The organism is Fulvimarina fulva (assembly GCF_039652615.1).
Classification (GTDB): domain Bacteria; phylum Pseudomonadota; class Alphaproteobacteria; order Rhizobiales; family Rhizobiaceae; genus Fulvimarina.
On sequence record NZ_JBDJAC010000004.1, the window covers coordinates 225,865 to 240,951 of the forward strand.

The window sequence follows — 15,087 nt, forward strand, 5'->3', positions numbered from 1 at the left end:
GGTTCGATCAGTTGGTCTTGGTCTGCTCGCCTTCAGCCGAAGTCGGCTTTATGTCGGATGGCTCGGAGCCCTTGTCCCCGGAAATTTCCAAAGCGGTCGTATCCGATTGAGATGTGTCCGTCTTCGCGCCGGTCTGCTTCGGCTGATCCTCGCCTGCGGTTCCGCCCTCGTCGTCGACGGCGTTCAGCCCGCCTTCGAGCTTGGCCTTGATTCGCTCGATCACGTCCGGCTCCGGCTTGGGATCGCCGTTGAGCGCACGCTCCCACTGGAAACGGGCTTCGCGTTTGCGGTCCACATGCCAATAGGCATCGCCAAGGTGATCGTTGATCGTCGGATCGGTCGGGGTCAGAAGGATTGCCCGCTCGAGTTCTTCAACCGCGTCGTCGTAACGGCCAAGACGGTAATAAGCCCAGCCTAGGGAATCGATGATGTAACCGTCGTTCGGGCGCAGCTCCACGGCCCTGCGGATCATGTCGAGCCCTTCTTCCAGGTGCTCGTTCTTGTCGACCCACGAATAGCCGAGATAGTTCAGGACCTGCGGCTGGTCGGGCGACAGTTCGAGCGCTTTCTTGAAGTCGGCTTCGGCCTTGTCCCACATGTCGCGGCGCTCGTAGGAAATCCCGCGCTGATAAAAGAGGTTCCAGTCCCGATCGTCGATCGGCTCGGCAAGCTCGATGGCGGAATTGAGCGCGGTGGTGACCTCTTCATATTGCTTGTCGGCTGCAAGAACATCTGCGAGCGCGTTAAAGGCCTGGATATCGTCCGGATAGGTCTCGGTCGCGCGGCGCAGATGGTCGATCGCTTCACTCTTGCGGTCGGCATACCAGTAGTCGAGGCCGATCTGCAGGTCGGCGGTGCGGCGATAGGCCGAGCTTTCCGGAATTTCGCGGTAATAGGCGATCGCGCGGTCGTATTGCTCGGAGGTTTCGGAAATGCCGGCGAGAGCCGTGAGAATGCCCGGATTGCGCGGTGCGAGAACGCGGGCGAGCTGGAAATAGAGAAGCGCGACATCCCGGCCATCGCCACGATTGATCGTCTGGCCGAGAATGCGCAGCGCCTCGGCGCCGCCTTCCTGGACGCTCGCGACCGAAGGCTCGATCGTCTCATCGCGTTCGATCCGCTCCTTCAAACCGCGAAGGGGATCGTAACTCGGGGCAAGTTCCAGCCCTTTATCGAGCGCTGCGAGCGCTTCCTTCTTTTTCCCGGCACGGGCCTCGACACGGGCAAGGCTTTCGGCGGCCGAGAGATAGGCATCCGGCGATGAGCGGGCGAGGGCGGGCTCATCGACAAGCTCCCCATATGTTCGTCGCGCCACCTTGTCGCGACCGGCGACCTCCGCCATCAGACCCTTCTGGTAGAGATTGAACGTCTCGAACCACGGCGCATTGTCGAGATCATCGATGCGCAGAAGTGCCTCGTTGACACGGCCCGCGCCGATTTCGGCCCAGGCGATCAGTTCTCCGAGGAGAAGCTGGTCGAGATCGGACGGATCGACGATATCGAATTCCTCGATCGCACGGTCGAACTGACCCTTGCGCAGCGCGTCGATACCGAGGGCGATCCGGGCAATCTTGCCGCTTGTGGGACTGTCGCGAAGATCGATCGCGAGATCGATCGCATCGTCGAAGCGGCCGCCGGCGAGATAGGCGAGCATCGCATCTTGGCGCAAAAGCTCCGACTGGCGATCGAGGCGCAGGGCCTGATCGAAGAAGATCGTCGCTTCCTCCAGCTCCCCGGCCTGCTGGGCCTGCTTTGCCGCGAGATAGGCGCCGGAAAGCGACTGGGCGACGAGCGGCGGAACCCCCGGCAGCTCCTTATCGGATTGCTCCTGGGCCGCCGACGGCAACACGAAGAGACCGAGCGTGACGGCTGCGGTGGCAGACAGATAGGAAAGGCGTCTCAAGAACACGGGGGGTAGTCCCTTTTCTTCCGGCCCCTGATGTCTTTGCATCCAATGGGATGCCTGAACGGGCCGCTTCAGGCGGCGACAGGACGACAGGCAGGGCGAAAATGCAAGTTCATATCGTTCGGGCGCATATGCACCGCGACCGTGACCGTATTGGGACGAACGTCGTCATCATCGGTAAACGGTCGAGCGTGGCATCGCGCAGGGTCAGCGGATGCGGGAGATGCAGAATTCCACGACATCGAGCAGGGCATCACGGGCAGGGGACGGTGGCAGACCTTCAGCCGCGTCATAGGCCCGCGATCCGAAATCCCTTGCCCGGTCGATGGTCGCCTTCAGGGTCCCGTGGCGGTCGATGAGCTCGACGGCCCTGGCGAGGGCAACATCGTCGTTCTGACCCTCCTCCATGGCGGATCGCCAGAACGCCTTTTCCTCGTCGTCACCGGCCTGATAGGCGAGGATGACGGGGAGGGTGATCTTGCCTTCGCGGAAATCGTCGCCGGTGTTCTTGCCGAGATCGGCCGCGACACCCCCATAATCGAGAACGTCGTCGATCAGCTGGAAGGAGATCCCGAGGCTGCGGCCATACCGTCGCATGGCTTCGCGCTCCTGCTCGCTCCGACCGGCGATCACCGGCCCCACCTCGGCGGCTGCGGCGAAAAGCGCGGCCGTCTTGGCATCGACGACTGCGAGATAGTCTTCTTCGCTCGTCGTCATGCGTTTTGCCGCGGCAAGTTGCCATACCTCGCCCTCGGCGATGATCGCCGAGGCATCCGAAAGGATCGAAAGCGCCGTCATGGAGCCGACATCGACCATCATCTTGAAGGCCTGGCCGAGAAGATAGTCGCCGACGAGGACGCTTGCCTGATTGCCCCAGATCGTGCGGGCCGTGCTTTTGCCGCGCCGCAGATCGCTTTCGTCCACCACATCGTCGTGGAGAAGCGTCGCGGTGTGCATGAATTCGACGCTGGCCGCGAGTTTGACGTGGGAAATGCCGTCTTCATAGCCATGCGCGAGGGCCGACGCGATCGTCAGCATCGGGCGCAGGCGCTTTCCGCCGGACGAAATCAGATGGTTCGCGATCTCTGGAATGAGCTCGACCCGCGAGCCAGCCATGGAAAGGATCAGCTCGTTGACGCGTTCCATGTCGCGCTGGGTAACCGAAACGATCGTATCGATCGTCGGGCGGGCTTGCGTGTGCTCGACGCGGTTCGCAGCAACCACTCTCTCACTCCAATCGATCGCAGGATTCGTGGTGGATCATGTGCCACCCTTCGAAGCTCTGATATTCATCCTAGTGCGAAACCATCGTTAAGCCAGTCCGGCCGATGGATTTACAGGTTCAGCGCGCACTTGCATTTCCCCGCGCTTGCCCGTCAACATGGATATCGCTTGCCAAGCAAAAAACCGGTAGGGGCGGTATCGGCGCTTTTCAGGCGCGAGGTAGATGGGGCGACATTTTATGCAGGAACTGATGCGATCCAACGACGCGGTCCTCATTTCGTTCGTCGATGCGCTTCTGAAGGACGCCGACATCCCGCATTTCGTTGCCGATCAGCATATGAGCATTCTCGACGGGTCGATCGGCGTGCTGCCGCGCAGGATCATGGTCGAGGAGGAGGATCTGGAAAAAGCCCGGCGGCTGATGCGCGATTCCGAGCTCGGCCATGAACTCTCGACAAGAACCTGACGGCGAAGCGGACCGTCGGCGCGCACCCGAAACCTCTGTCGACGCATTCTATAGCGGCCGCTTCCATCTCGTTCAGCCACGGCGGACCGGCTATCGCTCCGGGCTCGACGCCTTGCTTCTTGCCGCGACGGTGGGTGAGGGGGCGATCGGCGAATTGCTGGACATCGGGTCTGGCGCCGGTGCGGTCGGGTTCGCGGCGGCGACTCGGGCGCCGGATTTGCGGGTCGCCCTGATCGAGAGCCAGCCCGTCATGGCTTCGTGTGCGCGCGCCGGCCTCGACGAGGGTCGCAATGCCGGATTTGCCGATCGTGTTTCCGTCGTGGAGACGGATCTCTTTTCGCTCAAGCCGCGAGAACTTCATGCGGCACGAGGCGTCCGGCTCGCCGATTTCGTCGTCACCAACCCGCCATTCTATCTGCCGGGCCAGCGCCCATCGCCCGATCCGATTCGCGCCGCTGCCCTCAGCGCGCCGAGCGCGGATTTTCTCATGCGGTGGATGGAGGCGAGCCTCGCACTTCTCAAGGATGGCGGACGATTTGCCTCGGTCCTGCCGCCCGCTGCCCTGGCTGTTTGCCTGCCAGTCCTGTCCGGTCGTATCGGCGGGCCGGCGATCACGCCGATCCACGGTCATCCGGGCGAGGCGGCGAGGCGGCTCATCCTCAGCGGACGCAAGGGATATCGCGACAGCCTGACTTTTCTCCCCGCGCATTTTCTGTTCGATCCGGGCGGAGGAAAAACCGATTTTTCTCATCGCATTTCCGAGGGGCTTATCCATATCGGCTGGCCGCAGCCATCGGGATCTCGCACGAACTCCGTCTGATACCGCCGGACGAATGAATTGACCCGCTGGGTCAATCCACGCCCGGCAAACGGCTCAAACGCCGCTCGGGCTGCCGACGACCCATGAAACCGATGGTTTCAAAGGTCCGCCGGTATGAGCGCTTCGCGTGAGGGGACTGCAAAGCGGCTCGAGCAAGGCTCAGTCCTCGAAATCAATCTGACCGGCGATGACAGCGCGACAATGTCAGGCGGTGGCGATCAGCGAGAGGATGAAGGCCTCATGGGGGTCGAGCCTGGAGCCTTTCGGCTGACCCTGCCGATCGGGCCCGTACGAGCGTTTTCGCATTCAATTGCGATGCAAGGATCCTGACGTCGACGCCCCGATCGCAAACCGGCGGCCCGCGGCTCGCGTCGACAACCCGCTTGCGAAGATCGACCCCGTATGATCGCGCCATGACCTCAACCTCCCTTATCCATCTGGATCAGGGAATCACGCTTTGAGGCCAAGCGCAGACCAGCGATTCCGCGTACGGTGAAATCACTTTGTTTACTCGGGGGTGCATTCAGGATGGACCCGAGCGTCCGCCCGACGCAAATCAGTCAGTCTCATCGTATCGTATTTCAGTATTCCCCGGTCCGCAGCTGCTCCCCGCCCGGCATCATGCTGCCGGTCTCGCCGGCCGGGTTCGCGAACGGGATCGGTGGAGCGCCGGCTTCAGCCTCCGCATCGTGCCCCAGCGCCCAGTGAACGGAGGGAAAGGCGAGCTCGTCATAGGGGATATCGTCAGGCGAAAAGAGCTTCACCTCAAGACTTTCCGGGCCGGGCGAATAGTCGGGCTTTGCCAGCCGCGCGCGGTAGATCAGCTGCACCTGACTGATGCGCGGCACGGAATAGACCGCGAGCAGGCGCTCGATATCGAGGGTGATGTTGGCTTCTTCGGAGGCCTCGCGCCTCGCGCCATCTTCCGGCGTCTCGTTCAGCTCCAGATAGCCGGCGGGGATCGTCCAGAACCCTTCGCGCGGATTGATCGCCCGGCGGCAGAGCAGGATCTGGCCCTCGTGCCGCACCACCGAGCCGACTACGATCTTCGGGTTTTCGTAGAGCACAAAGCCGCAATTGTCGCAGATCTGGCGGGAGCGGTTATCGTCTTGCGGAACGGTCTGGGTGAAGGAGATCTCGGTCATAACCGTCTACATGGACTGAAACCCCCGTTCGGAAACGGGCCCCCGCGCGAATTCGCGCGGGGGATGTTCCGTCATCCCTTTCGGCTGAAGAACGCCTCGAAAGCCTGCCGCGCTTCTTTCGAGACGAGGCGTTTGGCGAAGATCCCGATTTCCCTGTCTATGCATTCGATCACCTCGGACCGATCGCCCCGTATGAGGTTTTTCGTCAGCTTCACCGCCTCCCGCGGTTTGTCCGCGATCGCTTTCGCCGCCGCAAAAGCCGAGCCGTCCACATCCGCGTCCACGATCTCCGTCACGAAGCCGCATTCGCGGGCAAATTGCGCATCGAAGGGACGGCCCATGGCGAGCATCTGGAACGCGCGCTGATTGCCCATGAGGAGTGGCGCGATGAGGCTGGAGGCCGCTTCCGGCGTCAGGCCAAGGTCTACGAATGGCGTCTTGAACTCGGATTTCGGCGTGGCCAGCACGAGATCGCAGTGGAACAGCATGGTGGTGCCGATGCCGATGGCGAGGCCGTCGACGCCCGCGACAACAGGCTTCTCGGCCTTGGCGAGAGAATGCAGGAAGTCGCGAACCTCGGTCGGGAGCCCGCCGCCCTTGGCGATTTCCATGAAGTCGACGAGATCGTTGCCCGCGCAGAACGCGCCGGGAGTGCCGACGAAGAGGATCGAGCCGATCGCCTCATCGGCCTCCGCTGTCTGAAGCGCCTCGTTCATGGCGCTGTACATCGCCCGCGAGAGCGCGTTCTTCTTGTCAGGCCGGTTCATGCGGATGGTCTGGACGCCATCTGCGAGCGTTGTTTCGATATGGTCGGTCATGCGGCCTCCAGTCCAAGGGCGATTCGACCTGCTTCGAGGCTCTCGGCGCCTTGGCAGACCTGTGCGGAAAGGCTTGGCGCTTCGGTGAGCAGGTTCTCCGCCATGAAGCGCGCGAGCGCCGTGCGTTCGCCCGCCGGATCGTCCGCGAGTGCGCTTTTGACGAGATAGACGCCACCTGCGGCAAGGCCGAAGAGGCGCAGATAGGGCGTTGCGCCGGCAAGCGCCGTCTCCGTCTCGCCCCGTGCGAGAGACTCGGACAGGAACCGCGTCGCGGTCTCCAGCTCGCGCAAAGCGGCGTCGATCATCGATGCGGACCGCCCGAAATCCGGCAGGTTGCGTGCCTCGAGCGCTTCCAGGACGGAACGCAGTTCGAGGCTGTAGCTGGAGACGGCCCCGCCGCCCGATAGCCCGATCTTGCGCGTTACCAGATCGATCGCCTGAATGCCGTTCGTGCCTTCGTAGATCGGCGCGATGCGGGCATCGCGCAGCAGCTTGGCCGCACCGGTCTCTTCCACATAGCCCATGCCGCCGTGTACCTGAATGCCCAGGCCGGCGACCTCGACGCCGACATCGGTGGAGAAGGCCTTGGCGATTGGCGTCAACAGATCGACGCGATCCTTCCAGGATTTCGCGGCGTCCGTGTCGCCGGCTGTTCCATAGTGCTTCGCCATATCGCCGGCATGGCCGCAGGCATAGGAGATTGAGCGGGCCGCTCCCGTCAGCGCCTTCATGGTCAAGAGCATGCGCGTGACATCGGGGTGGTCGACGATCGGTGCCATCTGCCCCTTCGTCTCGGCGCCCTTGGCAAGGCGCGTCGAGCGGCCCTGCCGGCGCTCGCGTGCAAATTCCAGCGCCTTCTGGGTCGCCGTTTCCGCAATGCCGACGCCCTGGATGCCGACCAGAAGCCGGGCATTGTTCATCATCGTGAACATGCAGGCGAGGCCCCGGTTCTCCTCGCCGATCAGCCAGCCGATCGCGCCGGGCTCGCCAGTCTCGCCCTTCGCATCGCCATAGATCATCGTGCAGGTCGGAGAGCCGTGAATGCCGAGTTTCTTTTCCAGCGCAGAGCAGAAAACGTCGTTGCGCGCGCCGAGGCTTCCGTCCTCGTTCACGAGGAACTTCGGAACGAGGAAAAGCGAGATGCCCTTCACCCCCTCCGGTGCACCCGGCAGGCGTGCGAGGACCAGATGGATAATGTTGTCGGTAAAGTCCTGCTCGCCATAGGTGATGTAGATCTTCTGGCCGAAGATCCGGTAGGTGCCGTCGCTGGCGGGCTCCGCGCGGGTCTTCAGCCCGGAAAGGTCAGAGCCGGCCTGGGGCTCGGTGAGGTTCATGGTGCCGGTCCACTCGCCGGAGACGAGTTTGTCGAGGTAGCGGGCCTGCAGTTCTTCCGAGCCGTGGAGATGCAGCGCCTCGACCGCGCCCACCGTCAGCGTCGGGCCGATGGCGAAGCCCATGGACGCCGAATTCCACATCTCCGCTGCGGCCACCGCGAGCGACATGGGCAGACCTTGTCCGCCGTGCTCTTCCGGCCCGGTCAATGCATTCCAGCCGCCCTCGCACCATTCGCGGTAGATGGCGGGCCAGCCCTTAGGCGTCGTCACGACGCCATCCTTGACGACGGCGCTTTCGTGTCCGTCATTGGCAAGCTCGGGTGCCATGCGTTCGGACGCGAACCGGCCTGCTTCGCCGACGATGGCATCGAGAAGGTCGGAGTCGAGATCGCCCGACGCGCCGCTCGCCATGGCCTCGTCGAGCCCGGCCACGTGCTTCAGAATATGGACGATCTCCTCCGTCGGAGCTTGATACATCGCTGTGCCTCCTCGCTGTCGCACCGGCCGTTCTTGTCGCGCCGGTCTGGTTCTTCTTTTAACTTAAGGCACCCAAAGCCCGGCTGCGATGCATGATTAACTCAAAATCTCAACGCATGGCGTGTGGATGCCCGGACATCGTGTCCGAACAACGCAACAAAAGGCGCGGCCCCATGAGGTCGCGCCTTTCTTTGTTGTTCGAGAACCGGAGTGACTTGAGACTTACTCAGCCGCCTCGAACTGGTTCATCGTGTTGTCGGCACCGCCAGCCTTGAGGGCCGCATCGCCAGCGAAGTATTCCTTATGGTCGTCGCCGATGTCGGAGCCGGCCATGTTCTGGTGCTTCACGCAGGCGATACCCTGGTGGATTTCCTCTCGCTGCACCTGCTTGACGTAGCCAAGCATCGCCTCGTCGCCGAAATAGCGCTTGGCGAGATTGTCGGTCGACAGAGCCGTCGTGTGGTAGGTCGGCAGCGTGATGAGGTGGTGGAAGATACCCGCCTCACGTGCCGCATCTGCCTGGAAGCTCTGGATCTGGCGATCGGCTTCCTGACCGAGTTCGGTGTCGTCGTACTGGCTCGACATCAGCTTGCTCGTGTCATAGGCGCTGACATCGCGGCCTTCGGCCTCCCAGGTGTCGTAGACATGCTGGCGGAACTTCAGCGTCCAGTTGAAGGACGGCGAGTTGTTGTAGACGAGCTTGGCGTTCGGCATGACCTCGCGGATCCGGCGAACCATGCCGCCGATCTGCTCCACATGGGGCTTCTCGGTCTCGATCCAGAGAAGGTCGGCGCCGTTCTGGAGCGAGGTGATGCCGTCGAGAACGCAGCGGTCTTCGCCGGTGCCTGGCTTGAACTGGTAAAGGTTCGAGGGCAGACGCTTCGGACGCATCAGCTTGCCGTCGCGCTTGATCACGACATCCGACGATCTGAGATCGTCGACCGTGACCTCCTCACAGTCGAGGAAGGCATTGTATTGATCGCCCAGATCACCGGGCTCTGCCGAATAGGCGATTTCCTTGGTGAGACCTGCGCCGAGGGAGTCCGTGCGGGCAACGATCACGCCGTCGTCGACACCCATTTCGAGGAAGGCGTAGCGCAGGGCGCGGATCTTGTGGATGAAGGCTTCGTGCGGAACCGTCACCTTGCCGTCCTGATGGCCGCACTGCTTCTCGTCGGAGACCTGGTTTTCGATCTGGAGCGCGCAGGCACCGGCCTCGATCATCTTCTTGGCCAGAAGATAGGTCGCCTCGGCATTGCCGAAGCCCGCATCGATGTCGGCGATGATCGGAACGACATGGGTCTCGTGATTGTCGATCTCGTTCTGGATCTTCTTCGCCTTCACGTCGTCGCCGGCTTCGCGAGCCTTGTCGAGATCGCGGAATAGGAGGCCCAGTTCACGGGCATCGGCCTGCCGCAGGAAGGTGTAGAGCTCCTCGATCAGCGCCGGAACGGAGGTCTTCTCGTGCATGGACTGGTCGGGCAGGGGGCCGAATTCGGACCGCAGCGCGGCGACCATCCAGCCGGACAGGTAAAGATATTTCCGCTTGGTGGTGCCGAAGTGCTTCTTGATGGAGATCATCTTCTGCTGGCCGACGAAACCATGCCAGCAGCCCAGCGACTGGGTGTATTGCGACGGATCGGCGTCGTAGGCCGCCATGTCTTCGCGCATGATCTTCGCGGTGTACTTCGCGATGTCGAGGCCGGTCTTGAACTTGTTCTGGGCCCGCATGCGCGCAACGGCCTCGGGCTCGATCTCGCCCCAAGCGTCGAACTTTCTCTTGAGGTCGATGATTTCCTGAATATCGGTCTGGTAGGCTGACATGATGGCACCTTCGGGCTTTTGTCGCAGGTCTGTAAATTTTTGACGGTGCGGTCTCGTCCCTGGTCGCTTGACCGTTGGTTCGCGACGAAACCGCCCTGCCGTGTGCCCCGATATATCCGCCGGCGCGCTTGCCATGTCCACGAAAAGGTCGGGAATGCGTTGTCAAAAGCGGTCATGATGTCGGGTGTGGATATGACAGAGGCTGCGGTATTGTAAATTTTTTTACAAAATATCTGGCGGCACGCTCGGTCTTCCAACAAGCAAAGCCAGTCCCGAGGGCCGCATTCCGGCCTCCTGCGGCTTCTGCGGTGTCCCGACGCCGATTCAGCGCTCGTCGGTGGAAGCGGTTCCTGATGATGTCCGCTCTGTGCGGCAAGCGCACCGCGTGCCGCTCTGCCCGTCCAGCGTCGCGGGCCCGGCGTGCGGGGCTGCGTACCCGCTCAGCGTCAGGCGTAGGCGAGGTACTGGCTGATCTGGTTCAGATTGCCGGCGAGTTCCTCTTGCGGCAACTCTTCCGAGAGCGAGATCGTGAAATAGGGGGTCTCGACGGTTCCGTCGCTGCGGACATGGGCGGCGATCAGGAATCCCTTGGCCGCCTTCAGGTCGATTGTTTCAGCGCCGCCGCCCGACCGGCGCTGCACGGGATCTCGCCCGCCGCCTTTTCGGTCGCTCGGCACCACCATCGCCAGTCTCATCGGCCCGGCAATGACAGCGGCTGGGCGAGGGGCGGCCGCACCTATGACGCGCTGCCGCCCGCCTGTGTCTGCGACGATGTCGTCGAGGCTTCCGGGCCTGCGGGTGGGTGAGATCACGCTTCCGGCCGGCTGGTCCTGACCGATCGTCTGGTAATCCGAAGACCGGAGCGGCTCCTTGAGCAGGAGGATATGATATCCACCGCTCAGCGCGCCGGGCGTGAAGCCGAGCGATGCCTCGATCATGCGAACCGGACGCGGGCCGATGCGATTGAGTGTCGTCAAGGTTCCAGTCAGGCGAATGCCTCGCCCGACGACGGACTCCATTGGTTCGATCGGTTCGGGATCGGTCATGCGCAAGTCTCCGCGAAAGCCATCACTCTCGAGACTAGAAGAATCCAGGCTTCAACGACAAGACACCACGCTCTTATTTCCTTCGCTCGGCAGGCTATTTCGCTTTTCTGGAAAGTGCTGCCCACGCTTTATCAGACCAAATGTCGAACCATCCTTCGTCTGCATCATAAATCTCATTGGCCGCAACGCGCTTCGCAATCTCTCCGCCAGCAGCGCCAGCGCCCGCCGTTGCTGCCGTAATCAAGATCAACCCGACCCACCCGACCGGTGTTGCCATCGCTGCGACGCCGATACCAATTCCTATGCTGGCAAGTGCTGTTCCGGCCAAGGACCCTGCTTTTTCGACAACAATGATTGTTCGTTCGTCGTCGGACTTGGCATTCGCAATCTGTGCGCCTGTCAGGCCGAGATCCACGACACTCACGATAATATTGGCTGTCTTGGCGACTTTTGCGATGCGCGCCAGCTTGTCGATCTCGGACAGATGTCGGGCTGCACGATGCGAGGCGTTTGGCTGGATGCGAAGCACTTCGCCTGGTCGCTTGCCCGGATTAACGAGGTGATGAAGCGGGCCGAGCTGATGGTTGATCGCCTTGATACTTTTGCCTCGGGCGTAGTCGTACTGTCCGACCGAGATCATCCCTGACTCTTTCCGGAAATATTGCAGAACAATGTTCTTGACCAAATCGATCGATGCGAGAGACGCTTTTCCCACTACATCGAAAAAGCCGCCAGCCGCGGTGCTGTAAGCATCGTAGAGGTTCAGATCTCCAAGGAAATTCCGCTCTTCCGGGCTGTAGCTCTCCAATTTCGTCGCGATCGCCGTACAAGAGCGGCCTGTGTCTTGATCGAATGTCGGAATACCGTTGGCGCGTTCACTGGAAATGATCGTGCCCCCGAGAGGTGGAAGCTTGATAAGCTGATTAGGGAAAATGCGATCCGGATTCTTGATGGCGGGATTGGCGCTCACGACCAGCGTCCTGACGGCCGCGCTATCATTAAGGAAAGCAGCATTCCCATAATGGGCTCGGAGAATCCGATCGAGTTGGTCCCCGGATCGAACTTGGTAAAAGCCAACGTCCATCTTCAGTCTCCTTGCGGTTCTGAATTCTCTTCATTGTAGAGGCGGAACTTATTGATATTATTTTCGAATTTTTCGAGAAAAATGGTTGTTATTCTGCGATGCGAAGATTTCGGTTGTCGACCTTTCTCGCCATGAGTGCGCGAGAATAACATCATGACCTTCGTAATCGTTTCCCTTATTCTACGCGATATTTGAATTGTCTTTCTTCCACGTCTATCCGCGCGGCCTCGATTTCCTTCTTCTCGATGATCCGCGTCAGGAACTGGCGTGACAGCTCGGGCAGCAACGTGTTCGTGATGATGTTGTCGATCATGCGCCCGCCCGACTCTGGATCGTTGCACTGGGCGACGATGTGGTCGACCACCGCATCCGTATAGGTCAGTGTCGCCTCGTGGTTCTCGCGAACCCGGCGCACGATGCGGTCGAGTTGCAGCCGCACGATGCCGCCAAGCATATCGTCGGACAGCGGGAAATAGGGGATCGTCACGACCCGGCCGATGAGAGCCGGGGGAAAAACCTCAAGCAGATAGGGCCTGAGGGCCGCGTTCAGCGTGTCGGGGGCTGGCTTCGTCTTCCCGTCCTTGGCCATCTCCATGATGACCTCCGTCCCGACATTTGAGGTGAGGATGATCAGCGTGTTCTTGAAATTGATCTGACGGCCGTTGCCGTCTTCCATCTGGCCCTTGTCGAAGACCTGAAAGAAGATCTCGTGAAGGTCCTGATGGGCCTTCTCCACCTCGTCGAGCAGAACGACGGAATAGGGCTTGCGCCGAACCGCCTCGGTCAGGCGTCCGCCTTCGCCGTAGCCGACATAGCCGGGAGGGGCGCCTTTCAGAAGCGAGACGCTGTGGGCTTCCTGAAACTCCGACATGTTGATCGTGATGACATTCTGTTCGCCGCCGTAAAGCGCTTCGGCGAGTGCCAGCGCCGTCTCGGTCTTGCCAACGCCAGACGGCCCGCAGAGCATGAAGACGCCGATCGGCTTGTTGGGGTTGTCGAGCTTGGCGCGGTTTGTCTCGATGCGCTTCGCGATCATGTCGAGGCCGTGCGTCTGGCCCAGAACGCGCTTGTTCAGGATGTCTGAGAGCTGGAGGATCGTCTCCAGTTCGTCCTTCACCATGCGGCCCACAGGGATACCGGTCCAGTCCGAGACGACGGAGGCCACGGCATCCTCGTCCACATGGGCGTAGATCATGCGGTCGTCGGGATTGATGGCGGACAGGGTCTCGATCTTCTGCGACAGATCGGAACGGACGGCCTCTGCGCTTTCGCCGTCGCCTGGGGAAGCCGCAGGATGTGCATCCTGCTCGTCCGGTTCAGTGCCACTCGCGCCGCCGTCCGCTGGCGCATCCGTTCCCACCGTGGGGGCCGCTTCCGGCGTGGGCTCTTTTTCTCCGGCCTCTTCGGCGAGCTTTTTGCGCAGGGCGAGGATATCGTCGACGATCGCCTTTTCCCGCTCCAGCGCCTTTTCCTGGTTTGCGAGCTCGGACTTTCGCTCGGCGATATCCGTATCGAGCTCCTTCAGCCGCGCCGGCTTGGTCGTGCCAAGATCGGCCTCCCGATGTAGCGCACCGAGTTCCTTCTCCAGGGCGGCGATCGCGACGTTCAGATCCGCGATCCGGGCTGGCGTCGTAGTCTGGCTGATCGCGACCCGCGCACAGGCTGTGTCGAGAAGGCTGACGGCCTTGTCCGGCAGCTGCCTTGCCGGAATGTAGCGCGCCGAAAGGGTGACGGCAGCTGCGACCGCCGCATCGGAGATACGCACGCCGTGGTGCTTTTCCATCGGCGCAAGGAGCCCGCGCAGCATATAGGTGCAGGTCTCGAGTGACGGCTCGTCCACATTCACCGGCTGGAATCGCCGGGTGAGCGCCGGATCCTTTTCGAAGTACTGGCGGTATTCCGCCCAGGTGGTCGCACCGATGGTGCGCAGGGTGCCACGGGCAAGGGCGGGTTTCAGAAGGTTCGCCGCATCGCCCGTTCCCTGGGCTCCGCCTGCCCCGATCAGTGTGTGCGCCTCGTCGATGAAGAGGATGATCGGCGTCGGCGAGGCCTGAACCTCGTCGATCACCGAGCGGAGCCGCTGCTCGAATTCGCCCTTCATCGAAGCGCCGGCCTGCATCAGGCCGATATCCAGCGCATGGAGTTTCACGCCCTTCAGCTGCGGTGGCACGTTGCCGGAGGCGAGGAGCTGGGCAAAGCCTTCGACGACGGCGGTCTTGCCGACGCCGGCATCACCCGTCAGGATCGGATTGTTCTGCCGCCGTCGCATCAGGACGTCGATGATCTGACGGATCTCGTCGTCCCGCCCGACGACAGGGTCCATATGGCCTGAGGCGGCGTTTGCTGTCATGTCGACGGAGAAGCGATCGAGAGCCGAGGTTCCGCGCCCCTTGCCCTCGCCGTCCGCAGCCGCTGATGAGCCGGAGGTGAGGCCGGAGCCGTCCATCGGCCTCAGATTTTCCTCGTCGGATTCGCCCCAGACCAGTCGCGCTTCCGCAGCCACGGTCTCCGGATTGAGGTCGCGAAAGGCGCGGGAGAGGCCGTAGATCTCGTCCTGCAGCTTCTTGTCCTGGAGGCAGGCGATGAGAATGTGGCCGGTGCGGATCTGCACTTCGCCGAAGAGCAATGTCGCATAGACCCAGCCGCGATCGAGGGCATCCGTCAGGCTTGGCGTGAAGCCCGGCATCTCGGTCACGTTAGCGCGAAATCCCTCGATGACGCGCTGGATGTCGGCAGAGACGCGCGCTCGATCGAGATTGAAGTGGTCCAGCGTGATCGACAGGTCGGACCGATCGTTGGCCAGTATTCCGGCCAGGAGATGGGCAAGCTCCACATTGCGGTGCCCGGCCTTCTTCGCCCTGAGGGTGGCCTGCCGAAAAGCTTCGAAGCCAAGCTGATTGAGCTTGCCTGCGACCGTCTCCAGACTGATATCGATCATGCTGT

The 15,087-nt window shown here is 61.9% G+C and carries 11 protein-coding genes; 2 read left to right on the forward strand and 9 right to left on the reverse strand.

Translation table 11 applies throughout. From position 1 onward, the window contains the following. Positions 1 to 7: 7 nt before the first annotated feature. Both ABDX79_RS08115 and ABDX79_RS08120 read right to left on the reverse strand, forming a co-directional pair. Entirely contained in the window at positions 8 to 1,909 is a 1,902-nt protein-coding gene (locus tag ABDX79_RS08115; RefSeq protein WP_346219772.1) for a tetratricopeptide repeat protein, read from the reverse strand. Positions 1,910 to 2,113: 204 nt separating this feature from the next. After that, on the reverse strand, positions 2,114 to 3,052 hold the full coding sequence (locus ABDX79_RS08120; RefSeq protein WP_346219863.1) for a polyprenyl synthetase family protein: 939 nt from the start codon (positions 3,050 to 3,052) through the stop codon (positions 2,114 to 2,116). Positions 3,053 to 3,368: 316 nt separating this feature from the next. Here ABDX79_RS08120 and ABDX79_RS08125 point away from each other — a divergent pair, with 316 nt between their 5' ends. Then, positions 3,369 to 3,596, forward strand: a complete 228-nt coding sequence (locus ABDX79_RS08125) for a putative signal transducing protein (protein WP_346219864.1) — start codon at positions 3,369 to 3,371, stop codon at positions 3,594 to 3,596. Next, positions 3,574 to 4,416, forward strand: a complete 843-nt coding sequence (locus ABDX79_RS08130; RefSeq protein WP_346219773.1) for a tRNA1(Val) (adenine(37)-N6)-methyltransferase — start codon at positions 3,574 to 3,576, stop codon at positions 4,414 to 4,416. The genes ABDX79_RS08125 and ABDX79_RS08130 overlap by 23 nt, the downstream gene beginning before the upstream one ends. Positions 4,417 to 4,997: 581 nt before the next feature. Here the strand turns inward: ABDX79_RS08130 and ABDX79_RS08135 are convergent. The 7 genes from ABDX79_RS08135 to tssH form a co-directional block, all read right to left on the reverse strand. Then, a complete protein-coding gene (locus tag ABDX79_RS08135) occupies positions 4,998 to 5,561 on the reverse strand; it encodes an NUDIX hydrolase (protein ID WP_346219774.1) in 564 nt (187 codons plus the stop codon). Positions 5,562 to 5,632: 71 nt separating this feature from the next. Next, positions 5,633 to 6,379: a crotonase/enoyl-CoA hydratase family protein gene (locus tag ABDX79_RS08140; protein ID WP_346219775.1), complete on the reverse strand. Its 747-nt coding sequence runs from the start codon at positions 6,377 to 6,379 to the stop codon at positions 5,633 to 5,635. After that, entirely contained in the window at positions 6,376 to 8,190 is a 1,815-nt protein-coding gene (locus tag ABDX79_RS08145) for an acyl-CoA dehydrogenase family protein (RefSeq protein WP_346219776.1), read from the reverse strand. The genes ABDX79_RS08140 and ABDX79_RS08145 overlap by 4 nt, the downstream gene beginning before the upstream one ends. A 222-nt stretch (positions 8,191 to 8,412) precedes the next feature. After that, entirely contained in the window at positions 8,413 to 10,014 is a 1,602-nt protein-coding gene (locus ABDX79_RS08150) for an isocitrate lyase (RefSeq protein WP_346219777.1), read from the reverse strand. A gap of 446 nt (positions 10,015 to 10,460) precedes the next feature. Next, complete coding sequence (locus ABDX79_RS08155) at positions 10,461 to 11,060, reverse strand: hypothetical protein (protein ID WP_346219778.1); 600 nt, start codon at positions 11,058 to 11,060, stop codon at positions 10,461 to 10,463. Positions 11,061 to 11,154: 94 nt separating this feature from the next. Next, positions 11,155 to 12,030 (reverse strand): hypothetical protein, encoded by an 876-nt coding sequence (locus tag ABDX79_RS08160; protein WP_346219779.1) that lies wholly within the window; start codon positions 12,028 to 12,030, stop codon positions 11,155 to 11,157. A 289-nt stretch (positions 12,031 to 12,319) separates the two neighbouring features. Beyond that, complete coding sequence (tssH, locus tag ABDX79_RS08165; RefSeq protein ID WP_346219780.1) at positions 12,320 to 15,082, reverse strand: type VI secretion system ATPase TssH; 2,763 nt, start codon at positions 15,080 to 15,082, stop codon at positions 12,320 to 12,322. Positions 15,083 to 15,087: the final 5 nt, after the last annotated feature.